The organism is Streptomyces sp. NPDC002104 (assembly GCF_053593795.1).
Window position 1 is genome coordinate 85,532 of sequence record NZ_JBSFDF010000012.1, and the last position, 14,889, is coordinate 100,420.

General features: G+C 74.2%; 13 protein-coding genes. 4 read left to right on the forward strand and 9 right to left on the reverse strand.

The window, feature by feature from the left end:
- Nucleotides 1-36 precede the first annotated feature (36 nt).
- Nucleotides 37-801 carry a dienelactone hydrolase family protein gene (locus ACWCP2_RS13620; RefSeq protein ID WP_450908741.1) on the reverse strand — a complete coding sequence of 255 codons (765 nt, stop codon included), beginning with the start codon at nt 799-801 and terminating at the stop codon, nt 37-39.
- A 114-nt stretch (nt 802-915) separates the two neighbouring features.
- Between ACWCP2_RS13620 and ACWCP2_RS13625 the strand changes: the two genes are divergently transcribed.
- On the forward strand, nt 916-2,109 hold the full coding sequence (locus tag ACWCP2_RS13625; protein ID WP_450908742.1) for a cytochrome P450 family protein: 1,194 nt from the start codon (nt 916-918) through the stop codon (nt 2,107-2,109).
- Nucleotides 2,110-2,207: 98 nt separating this feature from the next.
- Nucleotides 2,208-2,558 carry a hypothetical protein gene (locus ACWCP2_RS13630; protein WP_450908743.1) on the forward strand — a complete coding sequence of 117 codons (351 nt, stop codon included), beginning with the start codon at nt 2,208-2,210 and terminating at the stop codon, nt 2,556-2,558.
- Between the two features lie 45 nt (nt 2,559-2,603).
- Here ACWCP2_RS13630 and ACWCP2_RS13635 read toward each other — a convergent pair whose 3' ends face one another.
- The 7 genes from ACWCP2_RS13635 to ACWCP2_RS13665 all read right to left on the reverse strand — a co-directional run bounded on the left by ACWCP2_RS13635 (nt 2,604) and on the right by ACWCP2_RS13665 (nt 11,509).
- Entirely contained in the window at nt 2,604-2,789 is a 186-nt protein-coding gene (locus ACWCP2_RS13635; RefSeq protein WP_450908744.1) for a DUF6381 family protein, read from the reverse strand.
- 98 nt (nt 2,790-2,887) lie between these two features.
- Nucleotides 2,888-3,463: an HPP family protein gene (locus ACWCP2_RS13640; RefSeq protein ID WP_450908745.1), complete on the reverse strand. Its 576-nt coding sequence runs from the start codon at nt 3,461-3,463 to the stop codon at nt 2,888-2,890.
- 216 nt (nt 3,464-3,679) lie between these two features.
- Nucleotides 3,680-4,480 (reverse strand): NPP1 family protein, encoded by an 801-nt coding sequence (locus tag ACWCP2_RS13645; RefSeq protein ID WP_450908746.1) that lies wholly within the window; start codon nt 4,478-4,480, stop codon nt 3,680-3,682.
- 116 nt (nt 4,481-4,596) lie between these two features.
- Nucleotides 4,597-5,844, reverse strand: a complete 1,248-nt coding sequence (locus ACWCP2_RS13650; RefSeq protein WP_450908815.1) for a serine hydrolase domain-containing protein — start codon at nt 5,842-5,844, stop codon at nt 4,597-4,599.
- Nucleotides 5,845-5,947: 103 nt separating this feature from the next.
- Nucleotides 5,948-6,796: a C40 family peptidase gene (locus ACWCP2_RS13655; protein WP_450908816.1), complete on the reverse strand. Its 849-nt coding sequence runs from the start codon at nt 6,794-6,796 to the stop codon at nt 5,948-5,950.
- 207 nt (nt 6,797-7,003) lie between these two features.
- Nucleotides 7,004-10,963, reverse strand: a complete 3,960-nt coding sequence (locus tag ACWCP2_RS13660) for an nSTAND1 domain-containing NTPase (RefSeq protein ID WP_450908747.1) — start codon at nt 10,961-10,963, stop codon at nt 7,004-7,006.
- 174 nt (nt 10,964-11,137) lie between these two features.
- Nucleotides 11,138-11,509, reverse strand: coding sequence for a hypothetical protein (locus ACWCP2_RS13665; protein WP_450908748.1), 372 nt, complete (start codon nt 11,507-11,509; stop codon nt 11,138-11,140).
- 275 nt (nt 11,510-11,784) lie between these two features.
- On the opposite strand from ACWCP2_RS13665, the gene ACWCP2_RS13670 reads away from it, so the two are divergent.
- Nucleotides 11,785-12,957 (forward strand): AI-2E family transporter, encoded by a 1,173-nt coding sequence (locus ACWCP2_RS13670; protein WP_450908749.1) that lies wholly within the window; start codon nt 11,785-11,787, stop codon nt 12,955-12,957.
- A 27-nt stretch (nt 12,958-12,984) separates the two neighbouring features.
- On the opposite strand, the gene ACWCP2_RS13675 is transcribed toward ACWCP2_RS13670, so the two are convergent.
- Nucleotides 12,985-13,575 (reverse strand): helix-turn-helix domain-containing protein, encoded by a 591-nt coding sequence (locus ACWCP2_RS13675; RefSeq protein ID WP_450908750.1) that lies wholly within the window; start codon nt 13,573-13,575, stop codon nt 12,985-12,987.
- 161 nt (nt 13,576-13,736) lie between these two features.
- Between ACWCP2_RS13675 and ACWCP2_RS13680 the strand changes: the two genes are divergently transcribed.
- A complete protein-coding gene (locus ACWCP2_RS13680; protein ID WP_450908751.1) occupies nt 13,737-14,867 on the forward strand; it encodes an aryl-sulfate sulfotransferase in 1,131 nt (376 codons plus the stop codon).
- The last annotated feature ends 22 nt before the right edge of the window (nt 14,868-14,889 follow it).

A 14,889-nucleotide genomic window follows, 5' to 3' on the forward strand; every position in this document is an offset into this window, starting at 1 on the left:
TCCGCGGGCCCGGCAGGACGCCGGGCCCGCGGAGTGTCAGAACGTCCGCTCCAGCAGCGCGAACAGCGCGTCCCAGTGCCGCTCGTCCGAGGCCGCGTCGTAGGAGTTCGTGTCGGCCAGGGTGTAGCCGTGCGCCGCGCCCTCGTACACCTCGGCGCGATGGCGGACGCCCGCCGCCGCGAGGGCCTTCCCCAGCCGGTCGATCTCCTCGGCCGGCAGCGCCGGGTCCTGGTCCGCGTGGCCGAAGTACAGCTCGGCGGTGACCCGGGGCGCCACCAGGTGCGGACTGTCCGCCGCGTCCGTGGCCAGGAACCCCCCGTGGAAACCGGCCGCGGCGGCCACCCGTTCGGGATACGTGCCCGCCGTGAGCAGGGCCAGCCGGGCGCCCAGGCAGTACCCCGTGATCGCCACCGGCCCCGCGGCGACCCCCGGGAGGCCCGCGAGCCGCTCCAGATAGGCCTCGGCGTCCCGCATCGCCAGCTCCGTGGTCAGGGACGCGAGGACCGGGCCGACCCGGTCGAAGAGCTCCGGCTGACGGTCGAAGTCCACGAACTCCGGAAGCTCGAACACCGGTGCGCGCCCGTGGCGGTAGAAGAGGTTGGGCATCAGGACGACGTGGCCGGCCGCCGCGATGCGGTCCGCCACCGACTTGGTGTGCGGGCGGATCCCGAGGGCGTTCACGTACAGCAGCACCCCGGGGTACGGGCCTTCGCCGTCGGGCCGGGCCAGGTAGGCATCGGCGGCGCCGTCCCGCGTGATGACGTCCACCGTCGTCCGGACTACCTCGCATGCGGTCGTCATGGCCGTCCCCCTTTTCGTATGGCGAAGGCCGCAGACTACCGTGATCGCGGTCTTGTCCCGGAGCGTCCGGAAACCGCCCTCGCCGGGCTCCGCCGGGGCGCGTACCGTGGTCGGATGCCAGTAGTGGACATCAGCGCCGGCGCGGAAGAGTTCGATGCCGACCCGTACGCGTTCTACGAGCGGATGCGTGCGCAGGGTCCCGTCCACCGGATCGTCCTCACCGCCGGCGATCCCGGGCCGAGCTGGATGATCGTCGGGCACGAGGAGGCGCGCCGCGCGCTCAACCACCCGGCCCTGTCCAAGGACTGGCGCGCCTCGGGCAGCTTCGCGGACGCCGAGCTCAGCGCCGTCAACTCCAACATGCTGGAATCCGACCCGCCCCACCACACCCGGCTGCGGCGCCTGGTCTCACGGGAGTTCACCGCGCGCCGGATGGAAGGCATGCGGGCGCGGATCCAGCAGATCACCGACGAGCTGCTCGACGCGATGGCCGCCCGGCCGGAGCACGGCGGCGACCTGATCGACGCGCTGGCCTTCCCGCTGCCCATGACCGTCATCTGCGAGCTGCTCGGCGTGCCCGACCTGGACCGGGCCAGGTTCCGGTACTGGTCCAACGAGATCGTCTCCCCGACCTCGGCCGAGGCGAACGCCGCCGCGAACCGGGAGATGGGGGCCTACCTCGTGGAGCTCATCGGGGCCAAGTCCAAGGATCCCGGCGAGGACCTGCTCAGCGCGCTGATCCGCACCAGCGACGAGGACGGCGACTCCCTGTCCTCCGACGAGGTCATCGGGATGGCCTTCCTGCTGCTGGTCGCGGGCCACGAGACCACCGTCAACCTCATCGCCAACGGCGTACGGGCCCTGCTCGCGCACCCCGCCCAACTGGCGGCGCTGCGCGCCGACCTGGACGGGCTCCTGGACGGGGCGGTCGAGGAGATGCTCCGCTACGACGGCCCCGTGCAGCACACCACGTTCCGCTACGCCCGCGAACCCTTCGACGTGGGCGGCACCACCATCCCCGCCGGGGCCACCGTGTTCGTCTCCCTGGGCGGCGCCGACCGCGACCCCGCCCGCTTCGCGGACCCCGGGGCGTTCGACATCGGCCGCGCCCCGCAGGGCCACCTGGCCTTCGGCCACGGCATCCACTTCTGCATCGGCGCCCCACTGGCCCGCATGGAGGGCCGCATCGCCATCCGCTCCCTGCTCGAACGCTTCCCCGACTTGGCCGAGGACCCGGAGGCCGGCCCGCCGGCCTGGCTGCCGGGCAGCCTGATGCACGGCGTCAGCCGCCTCCCGCTCCGCTGGTAACCACGGCGGCCGTGCCAGGTGTCCGGCTGCGGGATAATGATCGCCGGTGCGGGCCCGGTTCGCGCCGGACAGCGCAGCGACCCGAGATGGAGCCCCCGATGGACGTACGCCACTTCGAGCGGATCACCGCCTTCATCGAGGCGCGGCTCACCCCGCTCTTCGCCGAGGAGACGGGCAGCGAGAACGGCTTCGGGATGGACGACACCTCCCGCGCCCTGCGCGCCCTGCGCAACGCGGCGCTGGAGGCCTCCGTGGCCAAGAGCCTCATCGCGCAGCGGGAGACGGCCGAGCCCGCCGTCCGCCGGGTGATCGACCAGGCGGTCGAGCACCACTGGGACGTGCTGCGCGGCATCGCCCGCCAGTGGGAGGACCACGCCGACTTCGTCCGCGCGTTCAAGCGCCACGCGTGGGAACTCGACGAGGCCCCCGCGGCGGCCGTGGCCCCGTAGGCCCGTAGACCCGTAGGCCCCTAGCCGGGGCCCGGCCCGCCGGGGCTACCGCAGGTCCATGCCCGGGTCGTCGATGACGCGTTCCTGCTCGCTCTGCTCGCGCAGCCGGCGCGCCTTGTCCCGAAGCCGCCGGCTCTCGTCGGGGTCGGTCGAGCGGGTGGCGGCCTCGTCGAGTTCCTGCGCCTTGTCGCGCAGCTGCCGGGACCGGCCGTGGAATTCGCCTGCACTCATGATCACTCCTGGGCGCTGTGGGGGGACGCCGGGCGGCTTTCAGCGAACCAGCAGCGCACCGGGAGCGCATCTCGAACGCCGCCCGCGGTGACGCAGGGTCACCACCAGTACGCGGGGTACCTCGGCGCCTTGCGGCGCACGCGGGAGGCCGCGTACCCGGTCAGGACGATCAGGACGGTCGATCCGAACAGCAGCGGGACGAACCGGGCCGCCACCGGGCTCTGCAGCACCACCACGACGGCGGTCGCGCAGGCGGGTGAATGCGGGGTCCGCGCGGCCATGACCAGCGCCAGCGTGACACCGGCGGCCACGGCGGCCCCCCAGGCGCTGCTTCCGGCCACGGCCAGGACGGCGTAGCCGACGGCCGCCCCCACCATGTGGCCGATGACCACCCCGCGCGGCTGCGCCAGCGGCAGCGTCGGCGCGCTGTGCACGAGGGCGGCGCTGGCGGCCAGCGGGGGGATGAGGATCGGCTCGTGGATCATGGCTCCGATCGCCACGAGCCACAGCAGGACGGCCGTGGCGGCGCCGATGCTGTGGAGCGCGGCGGCGGCCGTGGGCCGGGCCGGGGCGCGGCCCACGATCGTCCGGCGCCGGGGCGGCTCGGGGGCGGAGGCCCCGGGGGTGTCCGCGGGGGTGTCCGCGGGTGACGCGGGGTGCACAGCGGTGCTCATCGAGGCAGGTTTCCGGGCAGGGCGGCCTTCGGCCGGGCAGGGCGGAGCGGAGCAGCGGTGCGGCGCAGCCCCGCGACGACCCTATCCGGCCCCTTTCCGGCACCGGCCCGGGGGTCCGGAGGCCATCGCCCGGGCCGGTGCCGGAGGTCGCTCACCCGGACCGGGTCCGGCCTCCGTCACCCGGGTCCCGAGCCCGTCACCCCGGCCCGGCCGTCGTCACGCGTTCGGGTCGAAGGGGATGCCGGCCGGTTTGGCCTTGGTGAGGTGACCGTTGAACTGGCCGTCCTTGATCCCCAGCAGGGCGCTGCCGAAATCGGCCTGGCTCAGCTTGTCGCGCAGCCCGGCGGGGTAGCCGTTCCAGCCGACCAGCGTCGGGTACTGCCAGGTCCCCTTGTGGTTCTCCGGCGGCTCGTCGTTGGAGTTCGCGGCGCGGAAGCAGTGCGTGCTGATGCCGTCCTTGTGGTAGACGATCTTCGGGTGGGTGCCGTCGAAGCGGATCTGCGAGGCGGCGTGCACCTTGAAGTTGCCGTGCTCCGAGGTGGAGACGTAGGCGACCTGGTCGTTCTGGATCCACACCACGACGTGCTCCCAGTCGTGCCGGTGCCCGGCGCTGCCGGGGCCGAGCGAGACCTGGTCCTTCTCGAAGTAGAGGGCGTACATGACGGCGCACCAGCCGTTGTTGCACTTCGCGCGGGAGTAGCCGTTGGTGTTGTTCAGGTCGGAGAGGTCGCGGCACTGGCCGTTGACGTCGCCGCCCATCTTCAGGCCCCCGTTGAGGGTGCCGTCCGGACCGATGGCGGGGCTGGAGTAGCAGCCGTCGCGGTCGTAGTCGTAGGCGGGCTGGAAGGTCTTCTCCAGTCCGTCCGCGTTCCCGGGCAGGGCCGGCGGCGGAGCCGCGTACGCGATCCCCGGGACGGCGAGGACCAGCGTCGCGGCCCCCGCCGCGGCGGCGAGCGTCCTGCGGGCCCGCCGTCCCGGCCCCCTGCGGGAACGCTTCACGGGCGGTGCGTCGGCCATCGTGTCCTCCTCATCGGTCGCACGGGCAACACCCGTGCGGGAATGCGGAGTTCAGGATTCACGGCTCCCGCCCCCGGGCCAAGGGGCGGGAGCCTGCCGGTGTCCGGGAATCGCCGTCAGCGGTTCTCGGGGAGGTCCGCCTCCGCCGCGGCCGGGGCGAACGCGAAGCCGCGCGCGGTGGCCTTCCCGGTGACCGGAGCCTTACCGCAGAAAGCGGCCTCCAGCGTGCCGCCGAGGGCGGTGTTGGCCTGGCCCCGGTTGGAGGTGTTCGCCATCGCGGAGAGGGACTGCTTGCCGTCCCGGGTGGTGAACGCGTAGGTGTAGAAGCCCTGCACGGTGCCCGTGTGCCCGTAGACCTTCGTCCCGCAGGAGAGGTCGTACCGGCGCAGCCCCAGCCCGTAGAACCGGGTGTTCGTCGCGTCGGTCGGGGTCACGGTGAGCATGGCGTCCAGCGTGGCGGGGCGCAGCAGCTTCCCGCCGAGCAGGGAGGACATGAAGGTGCTGAGGTCGGCCGCGCTGGAGATCATCGCGCCCGCGGACTGCGCCCAGGAGACGGTCTGTTCGGTGGAGTCGACCAGCGGGGCGCCCTCCTCGTCGGGGTGCAGGTAGCCGTTGGCGTGCAGACCCTTGATCGCCGTTCCGGGGTGGACGTAGGAGGTGTTCTTCAGCTTGAGGGGCTTGATGATGCGCCGCTCGTACTCCTTGGCCACCGGCTTTCCGGTGGCCTTCTCGATCAGCATTCCCACCACGACGAAGTTGGTGTTCGAGTACTTGTACGCCACCCCGGGCTCGGTGGTCCGCGGCTCGGCGAGCGAGAGGCCGACGAGCTCCTGGTACGTGAACACCTTGTTCCGGACCGCCTCGAAGCCGGGCACGGTGTGCTCGAACATCGCGTTCGTGTAGTCCGCCAGGCCGCTCCGGTGGGTGAGCAGGTGGCGCACCGTGATCCGGTCGTCGGGCAGCAGGCCCGGAAGGTAGGAGTTGACCGGCCGGTCCAGCTCGATCTTCCCCTCGTCCACCAGCTGGAGGAGCACCACCGAGGAGAACGTCTTGGTGACGCTGCCGATCCGGAAGCGGGCCCGTGTGTCCATGGCCGAGCCCGTGCTCCGGTCCCGTACGCCCTCCACCCGGGTCCGGACCCCGTCCGGACCGGTGAAGCGGGCCATCGCCCCGGGGGCCCCGGCCGCCGTCGTGTTGCGCAACGCCTGCGTCAGCGCCTCCAGATCGGGCGCGGCGGCCGGCTGGACGGCCTCCTGCGAGACGGGGCCCGCCGCGTGCGCGGCGGTGGCGGGCAGCGTGCCGCCGGCCACCACGGCGAGCAGGGCGGCGGCCACGGAGAGCCGCCGGGCGCGGGAGAGCGGCAGCGGGGTGGACGGGGACGACGTGGACGTGCGCACGTTGCTCCTAGAGAGGGGCCGGATCGGCCGGCTTGGGGGGTTTGCGGTTCGTTTCCGACCTTACGGATGATCAACGACAGGTGGGAACGTTTTCCAGCCAAGCCGCCCCGCGAACGTAAATGTTCGTCATCCACGCCTGATAGTCCGGAAGATATGACCAGGCGTCATTGGTGTAGCCGTCCGAGGTCACCGACTCGGCGTGCTTCTGGCAGCCGATCCGGACGGTCGTCGGCCCGGGGAAGGCGTAGACGCGCGCGGCCGCGGTGGAGGGCTGCTCCTTGGTCCAGACGCCGGATCCCCACGTCTGGAACACGTGGCCCGTGACCGGGCCGGTGTCCACGCGGACGGCCCCGTGGTAGCCGTCCGACAGCCGGGCGCCGGTCACCTCACTGACCATCAGGCGGGTGCCCGACTGGCGGGCCTCCGCCACCTTCCCGGCCCCCAGGTAGAGGGCGATGTGGTGCAGGTCGCGGGAGGTCCCCCACACCAGCAGGTCGCCGGGGAGCAGCGGCGCGAGCCCCTGGGCGGCGGTGAAACGGGCGGCCGCCCGGTGCGTGTAGTACTGCGCACTGGCCACCCCGTCGAGCAGGTCCGAGCCGGTGGCCTGCGCGTAGGCGTAACGGACGAACCCCGAACAGTCGAAGCCGAGCCGTTCGGGATCGTGCTCGCTCGCCGGATCGGTGGGGTCCACCTGCCCGTACGTGGCACCGGGCTGGGGGCCGTGACCACCGCCCCACGTGTACCAGACCCCCTTTCCCACCTGTTCACAGGCGGCGGCGACGGCGCGCTCGGCCGCCGCCGAGGCCCCGGGGGCCAGGACCCGGCAGTCGCCGTCGGCGGCCGCCGGGGTGGCGGGGGTGCAGAGGAGTACGGACAGGAGCGCGAGGAGCGTTCCGATGAGACCGGTACGGCGCAGCAGCACGGGGGAGACCTCGTTTCACGGGGTGGGTGGGGCGAAGCAGGGCGTCGGGCGGGGCACTTGGCCACCGGCGCCGGACCTGCGGGTCCCTGCGGACACCTGCCGACCAGCCTGTCGCCCGCCGCCGCGCCCCGTCGAGGGCCGGACGGCGCACCACCCGAACGGGCAACGGGAAACCCCCGGGAAACCCGGGCCGGCCTGCACCGATCAGCAGCCGCGCGCCGTCCCCACCGGCAGGCCGGGTGCCGGCGCCTGCCGCTCCCGCGGGCCGAGGCGGCCCACCGTCCGGCAGACGGCCGCCAGCCGGGCGCCGGGATCCGGGTTCCACAGCCGTACGGTGCCGTCGTTGCTGCTGCTCGCCAGGGTCCGCCCGTCGGGGGAGAACACGACCCCCCACACCGCGTTGGTGTGGCCCGACAGCACGGCCCGGAGCCGGTGTCCGGGCACGTCCCACAGCCGCACCGTACGGTCGTTGCCGCTGCTCGCCAGGGTCCGTCCGTCGGGGGAGAAGGCGATGCCGCGCGCCGAGCCGGTGTGCCCGGTCAGCACCGCGGTGACGCGCCGCTGCTCCGCGTCCCACAGCCGTACGGTGCCGTCGTTGCCGCTGCTGGCCAGGGTCCGCCCGTCCGGGGCGAAGGCGATGGCCCGTACCGCTCCCGCGTGACCGCTGAGCGCGGCGAGCGGGCGGCGCCCGGCCACGTCCCACAGCCTGACGGTCAGATCGTCCCCGGCGCTGGCCAGGGTCCGTCCGTCGGGGCTGAAGACCACGTCGTTGGCGAAGTCGGTGTGTCCGGTGAGGGTGGCGAGCGGGCCGCGGGTGAGGGTGTCCCAGAGGCGTACGGTGCCGTCGGCTCCGGCGGAGGCCAGGGTGCGTCCGTCGGGGGCGAAGGCCACCGAGAACACGGTCCCGGTGTGTCCGGTGAGGGTGGCGAGCGGAGCGCGGGTGAGGGTGTCCCAGAGGCGTACGGTGCCGTCGGCTCCGGCGGAGGCCAGGGTGCGTCCGTCGGGGGCGAAGGCCACCGAGAACACCGTCTCGGTGTGCCCCGCGAAAGTGGCCAGAACCCGCCGTCCGGCCACATCCCACAGCAGCACCGTGCGATCGGCGTCCGCCGTGGCGAGGAGCTTCCCGTCGGGGCTGTACGCGGCGTGCCACACCTCGGTGAACGGACGTGTCGTCAGCACCGGCCCCCGCAGGTCCCAGAGCACGACGGACTGGTCGAACGCGGCGGTGGCCAGCACCGATCCCGCCGGATCCACGGAGACGGCGAGCACGTAGTCGGTGTGCCCGGCGAGCGTGGCCGTGAGCCGGCCGCCGCGGACGTCCCACAGCCGGGTGGTGCCGTCGCCGCCCCCGCTGATGACGGTGGTGCCGTCCGGGGTGTAGGCCACCGAGTTGACGTCGTCGCTGTGCCCGGTCAGCGTCACGGCCGGGCGCCGCCCGTCGACGTCCCACAGCCGCACCGTACGGTCGACCCCGCCGGTGGCGACGCTGTGCCCGTCCGGCGCGAAGGCCGCGCCCAGCACCTCCCCGGTGTGCCCCTCCAGAACGCCGGCCGGCTCCGCCCGCCGGGTGTCCCACAGCCGTACGGTCCCGTCGGCGCCGGCCGATACGAGGCTCCGGCCGTCCGGGGCGTAGGCCAGGGTGTTGACCCGCGCGGTGTGTCCGGTCAGGACCGCCCGCACGCGGTGCTCCCCGCCCGTGTCCCGCAACTGGACGCTCCCGTCGGTGGTGGCGACGGCCAGGGTGGCGCCGTCGGGGGCGAAGGCCACCGCCCGGGCGCCCACCGTGCTCGCGGGCAGCACCGATACGGAGCCGCCGCCCGCGCCGACGGGCCAGAGCCGCACCGGGCCGTCGGTGGAACCGGCCGCCAGGGTCCGCCCGTCGGGGCTGAAGGCGACCGTGCGCACCCGGCCGGGTGCGGTGAGGGCGGCGACCGTGCTCCGGTCGGCCACCCGCCGCAGCAGCACCTGTCCGTCGGAGCCGGCCGTGGCCAGCAGCCGGCCGTCCGGTGCGAACGCCACCGCGTTGACCGGTCCGCCGTGCCCGCCGAGCCGCGCCAGGAAGGGCTGGGACTGGGTGCTGAGCAGGGCGCCCCGAGCCTCGGGCGTCGCTTCGGCCCGGTAGGCCTCCCCGGCGAGCAGCATGGAGGCCTCGGGCCGGCCGGCGGACAGGGACAGCGACCGGGCGGCCAGCGCCTGCGAACGGGCCGTCCGCTCCTGGGCGAGCGCCCCCGCGCGCTGCTGGTACGCCACCCCGCCGGCGGTCAGCGCCAGCAGGAGCAGCACGACGAGCGTGGCCAGCATCCGCTGGTGCAGGCGGACCCGGAGCCGCTCCTGGCGGTGGCGGGCCTCCTCCGCGGCCCGGCTCGCGTCGAGGAAGGCCGCCTCGCGGGGGCCCAGCCGGCTGCGGCCGTCCAGCTCGTCGGCCCAGGTACGGGCCGTCGCGAGACGGCTCCCGCGGTAGAGCACGGACGGGTCGCGGGCCTCGCGCACCCATTCGTCGGCGGCCTGCGCCAGGTGCTGGTGGACCAGCAGCCCGGCCCGGTCGGCGTGGATCCAGCCGCGCAGCCGGGGCCAGGCGTGCAGCAGGGCCTCGTGGGTGATCTCGACGGTGTCGCTGTCCGCGCTGATCAGCCGGGCCCGGACGAAGGCGTCGAGGGCGGCCGCGGCCCGCGCGGTGTCGGCCTCCCCCTCCAGCAGGGCCGTGCGGCCCATCCGGCGCCGGGTCGGCCCCGTACCGTCGGCGAGGTGGACCAGCCGGACGAGGAGCCGCCGGACCGTCCGCTGCCCGGCCGGGTCCAGCCGGGCGAACACCTGCTCGGCGCTGCGCGCGACGGCCCCCTGGATACCGCCGGCGTACTCGTACCCGGCGACGGTCAGCGTGGCTCCCTCGCGGCGCTGCCAGGTCGCCATCAGGGCGTGCGACATCAGGGGCAGGGCGCTGGAGGGAGCCTCCCCGGGCCAGGCCTCCGGGCCGCCGCCGGGGCGCGCCGCGGGGTTCCCGGAGCCGGCGTCCCCGCCGCCGGGATCCCGTACGCCCGCGTCGCGCAGCAGCAGCGGGACCAGCCCCGGCTCCAGGACCAGCCCGGACAGCTCCGCCGGGCGCGTGATCGATTCCCGCAGCTCCGCCACGGACATCGGGGGCAGGACGAACAGCCCGTCGCTGAACACGGCGGCCAGCTCCGGAAGGTCCAGGCACTCCCCGGAGAAGTCGGCCCGCACCCCGAGCACGACGACGGCCGGGTCGTACGGCGTCCCGGGCGGGGCGGCCGGGGAAGAAGCCGGAGCGGGGGCCGGGGGAGCGGCCAGGGCCAGGAGGACCCGTACGAAGGCGCGGCGCTCCTCCTCGTCGGCGCAGAGGGTGAACAGCTCCTCGAACTGGTCGACCAGCAGCACCGGCCGCGCGGCCGGGAGCAGCCGCCCCTCCGCGCCGGGGAGGGGCCCGGCGCCGTACGTCCGGCGGTGGACGGATTCGAGCAGCAGTTCCGGGTGGGCCCTCAACTGCCGCGGGTTGACGCCGAGGTCGCCGCCCACCACCTTGGCGGTGGCGTCGAGCAGCTCCCGCAGCGGGTGCGCCGTGGGGGTGAACCGGACGACCGGCCAGCCGTCGGCCCCCGCCACGGGGAAGCCGCCGCTCCGCAGGGCCGGCACCAGACCCGCGCTGAGCAGGGAGGACTTGCCCGCGCCCGAGCGGGAGACGAGGAGCAACGGGCCCTGCCCGAGACGGTCGTGGACCCGCTCGACGAGCGCGGCCGTGACGCGCTCCCGGCCGAAGAACCACGGGGCGTCCTGCGCGGTGAACGCCGACAGGCCGCGGTAGGGGCACGCGCCGTCCGCCTGCGGACCGCGCTGGCGGGGCGGGACGGCCGGACCCGCGGGGGATCCCGCCGGGGGCGGGCCGGACTCCCCGACGGCGGGGGCGGACTCCGGTACCAGCCGCAGGAGTTCGCCCCCGGCGTCGAGGGCCCGGTCGCAGCTGCGGGCCACGTCGAGGGTGACCGGCTTCGCACCGGTCTCGATCTTGCTGAGATAGCCCTTGCTGTAGTGCGTCCGGCGGGCCAGGTCGCCCAGCGACAGGCCGCGCTCCGCGCGCAGCCTTCTCAACTGGGCGGGAAAGGCCGCCGCGGTCCCGCTCGCGCGCTCCGGATCCCCCAAGACGTCCCCCATGGCAATGTGCGCCCAGGCTGTGAGAGGCAGGGGCCCAGGCTAGCGCGGGGGTCGGACGGCGGACCGGCCATGGATGGGGTGTGGCGGGAAACGGCGGCGTTCCGGAGCCCGGCCGGGGGCCGGGCTCCGGAACGTCCGTGCGAGCGCCGAACGGGCGGACCCGTCCGTGAGCCGCTAGCGGTTGAGGGTGATCGAGTTGATCGGGCCGAGGTCGGCGTAGACCCCGGTGCCCTGGGCGATGGGGTTGCCGCAGTTGACCCCGTTGGAGCCGGCGCACAGGCGGGCGGTGGCCCCGCCGTACTGGTTGTTGAGGACCCAGTGGTTGCCGTACTGGTTGCTCAGGTTGTGCGCCCCGTAGCTGTAGAAGACGTGGCTCGGGCTGACGGCCGGGTTCTGGTTCTGCGGGTAGATGCAGACCGCCCCGTCCGGGCACCCGGCCCAGGTGTCGGCCGGCTGCGCGCCGGACGCCCCGGCGGCTCCGCTCAGTGCGACGACGGCGGCCGCGGCGGTGGCGAACGCGGCGGCGCCGCGGATCATCTTGCGCATGGTGGGTGTCCCCTCGGGTCTTGCTCCGTGCTGACACCTCGAGCCTGTCCCCGGCGGGCACCGGGGTCGACGTGTTTCCCGTCGCCCGTCCGCGGCCCGGCCCGGGAAACCCCCTGTGACCAGCGCACTCGCCGGAGGAGGGGCAACGGCCGCGGGTGCTCCTTCGGCCCAGCGCGGATCAGGCCTTCGGGCGAACGCGCTGCGCGGCGCACCGGGCCGCCGCCACCGGGGTGATAGCCCGAGGGGACCAACACACCCCGGAGGTGCGGCCGCAGATGACCAGGCGACTCGTGACGCGGCCCGCCCGAAGGCTCCCGCCCGGCGGCCGCCCCCGCGGCGAAGGCCGGACCGGCCGGCCCCGCACCCGGGGGCGTGCGGCGGATCAGGCGGTACGGGCCGAGGTCCCGGCGGTCCCGGTGGCCCCGGCCCTGCGGACGGCGGCCGGGTACGCCTGGCGGCTGCTGGTGGTCGGCGCGGCGGCCTACGCGGTCTTCGCCGTCCTCGGACGGTTCCACGAGATCGCCCTGGCCCTCTTCCTCGGACTGGTCGTGGCGGCCATGCTGCGCCCGGCCGCCGGGCTGCTGGCCCGGTTCATGCCCCGCGGACTCGCCGTGGCCTGCGCGCTGATCGGCAGCATCGTCCTGGTGCTCGGCGGGCTGGCACTGGTCGGCGAGGCCGTCGCGGGGGAGTGGCCGGCCCTGGTGAGCGAGTTCCGCGTCGGGCTGGACCGCATCCAGACCTGGCTCCAGGGGCCGCCGCTGCGGCTGGACTCGCACGCCCTGAGCGATGCCCAGTCGAAGATCGGCAGCTACCTCTCCAGCCACCGCTCCACCCTGCTCAGCACGGCGCTCAGCGGTGCGGGCCGGGTCGTGGCGGTGTTCACCGTGCTGGCCCTGGCCCTGTTCTGCTCGGTCTTCTTCATCCATTCGGGCGACCGGCTCTGGAACTGGTTCTGCGGCCAGTTGCCGGTGGGCGTACGGGACCGGGTGGCCGTGTCCGGTCGCGCCGCCTGGGGGACCTTCACCGGCTACACCCACGGCATCGTGCTCGTGGCCGCCACGAACGCCATCCTCGTGGGCATCGCGCTCTACCTCCTGGGCGTCCCGCTGGCCGTGCCGCTCGCCCTGCTGGAGTTCGTCGCCGCCTTCGTCCCGCTCATCGGCTCCCCGGTGGCCCTCGGCGTGGCCGCCGTCGTCGCCCTCGCCGCCAAGGGACCCCTCGTCGCGGCCCTGGTGGTCGCGCTCATCGTGGTCATCGGCCAGATCGAAGGGCACCTGCTGCACCCGCTCGTGATGAGCTGGGCGGTGCGCCTGCACCCGATGGTGGTGGCCCTGTCGGTGGTCGCGGGAGCCATCGCCGCCGGCATCGTGGGAGCCGTGGTGGCGGTGCCCCTGGTCTCGGTCGCCTGGTCCGTCCACCAGGCCCTGCGCGCGGCCCGTACGGACTGAGGCGCGGGGGCCGCGCCTGAAGCCCCCTCAGCCGAGGGGGTCCACGACGGCTTCGACGTGGTCGGCGACGGCGACCAGCAGCACCCGCGTGCCCGGCTCCAGGGCCCGCCACCGGTGCTCCACCCCGCCGGTGAGGTACAGCGTGTCGCCCCGGCCCAGACGGTGGGTCCGACCCTCCGCCTCGACCTCGGCAGCCCCGTCGGCCACGTACATCAGCTCGTCGTTGCGGTGCCGGAAAGCGCGCTCGGCGTCGTGGTCCCCGGTGAACTCCAGCGCGTGCATCTGCTGCTGACCGCGTACGAGGGGACGCACGCGGGCCGTGGCATCCGCCCCGGCACCGAGCCCGGCGTCCAGCCCGGGATCCGCGTCGGCCCGTACGACGTCCACCCGGCGCGGGCTCTCCGCGGCGGCCAGCAGCTGCACGGCCGTGGTGTCCAGGGCGTCGGCCACCCGCTGGAGCGAACGCATGCTGGGGCGGGCCCGGTCGTTCTCGATCTGGCTGAGGAAGGGCGAGGACAGCCCGCTGCGCGCGGCCACCTCGGCCAGAGTGAGGTCCAGAGCCCTGCGCCGTCTGCGGATGCCCGCACCGATCCTCCGCTCGGACGTCTCGTCTTCCACCCGGCCGCACACCCCGATCCTCGTCACACGCCTCTGACGATCATCTTCCCGCACCCGGCCACGGGCTTCGCACGCCCTTCACAGTGCCGCAACAATACGCCGCTAACTTCAAAGGAGATTGCTCGCATCAAACAAAGTTTCACGCTCCGCAGGAGGACAGCATGCCCCCGGTCGACCAGAACTTCCGCCGCCGCCGCGGCACCGGTCTCATCGCCCTCGACCCCGCCGCCTCGGAAGGCGGGTACACCCTCTTCGCCCCGCTCACCGGCACCGGCGAGGTCTACCTGATCGACATCCACGGCGACGTGGTCCACGAGTGGCGGCTGCCCTACCGCCCCGGCCGGCACGCCCGGATCCTCGCCAACGGGAACCTGGCCTACAGCGGCGTGCTCCCCGGCGAGGAGGCCCTCTTCCCGATGTGGCACAAGTACCGCGGCGGCGTGATGCTCGAAGCCGCCTCGGACGGCACCGTGCTGCGCGAACACCGCGATCCGCTCCAGCACCACGACGCCCACCACCTCGGCGGCGGCCGCGTCCTGTACACCGCGCTCGAACCCCTGCGGGGCACGGACGCCGCGGGCGTGCTCGGCGGAGTGCCCGGCTCGGAGGCGGCCGACGGCACGGTGTGGGCCGACACCATCACCGAGGTCGACGCCGACGGCTCCGTACGCTGGTCGTGGAGCGCGGCCGAACACCTCGACCGGGCCGAGTACGCCCTGCACCCCGACTACGCGCGCGAGCACTGGCCGCTCATCAACAGCGTCGTCCCGCTCGCCGACGGCAACATCCTGGCCAGCCTGCGCAGCGTCTCCGCCGTCGTCGTCATCAGCCGGGAGACCGGCGAGATCCTCTGGCGCACCGAGCCCGGGGTCGTCTCGCAGCAGCACGCCCCCACCGAACTCGCCGACGGCCGGGTGCTGGTGTTCGACAACGGCGTCTTCCGGCCCGGATCGGACGTCCCCTACTCGCGCGTCATCGAGATCGAACGCTCCTCGGGCAAGGTCGTCTGGGAGTACCACGACCCCGCCCGCGAGGCCTTCTTCGCCCCTTTCATGGGCAGCGCCCAGCGGCTGGCCGGCGGCAACACCCTGGTCACCGACTCCCCGTCCGGCCGCCTCTTCGAGGTGACCCCCGAGGGCTACCTCTGCTGGGAGTACGTCGTCCCCCACTTCGGCGCCTACCAGGAGTCCGAGGTCCGCGGACTGTTCCCGTCCGAACCCAACGCGGTCTTCCGCGCCTACCGGTACACCGCCGAAGAGCTGCCCTGGCTGGACAGAGAGGCCGCCCGATGAGCGCCGCCCCGTCGAAGCCCGC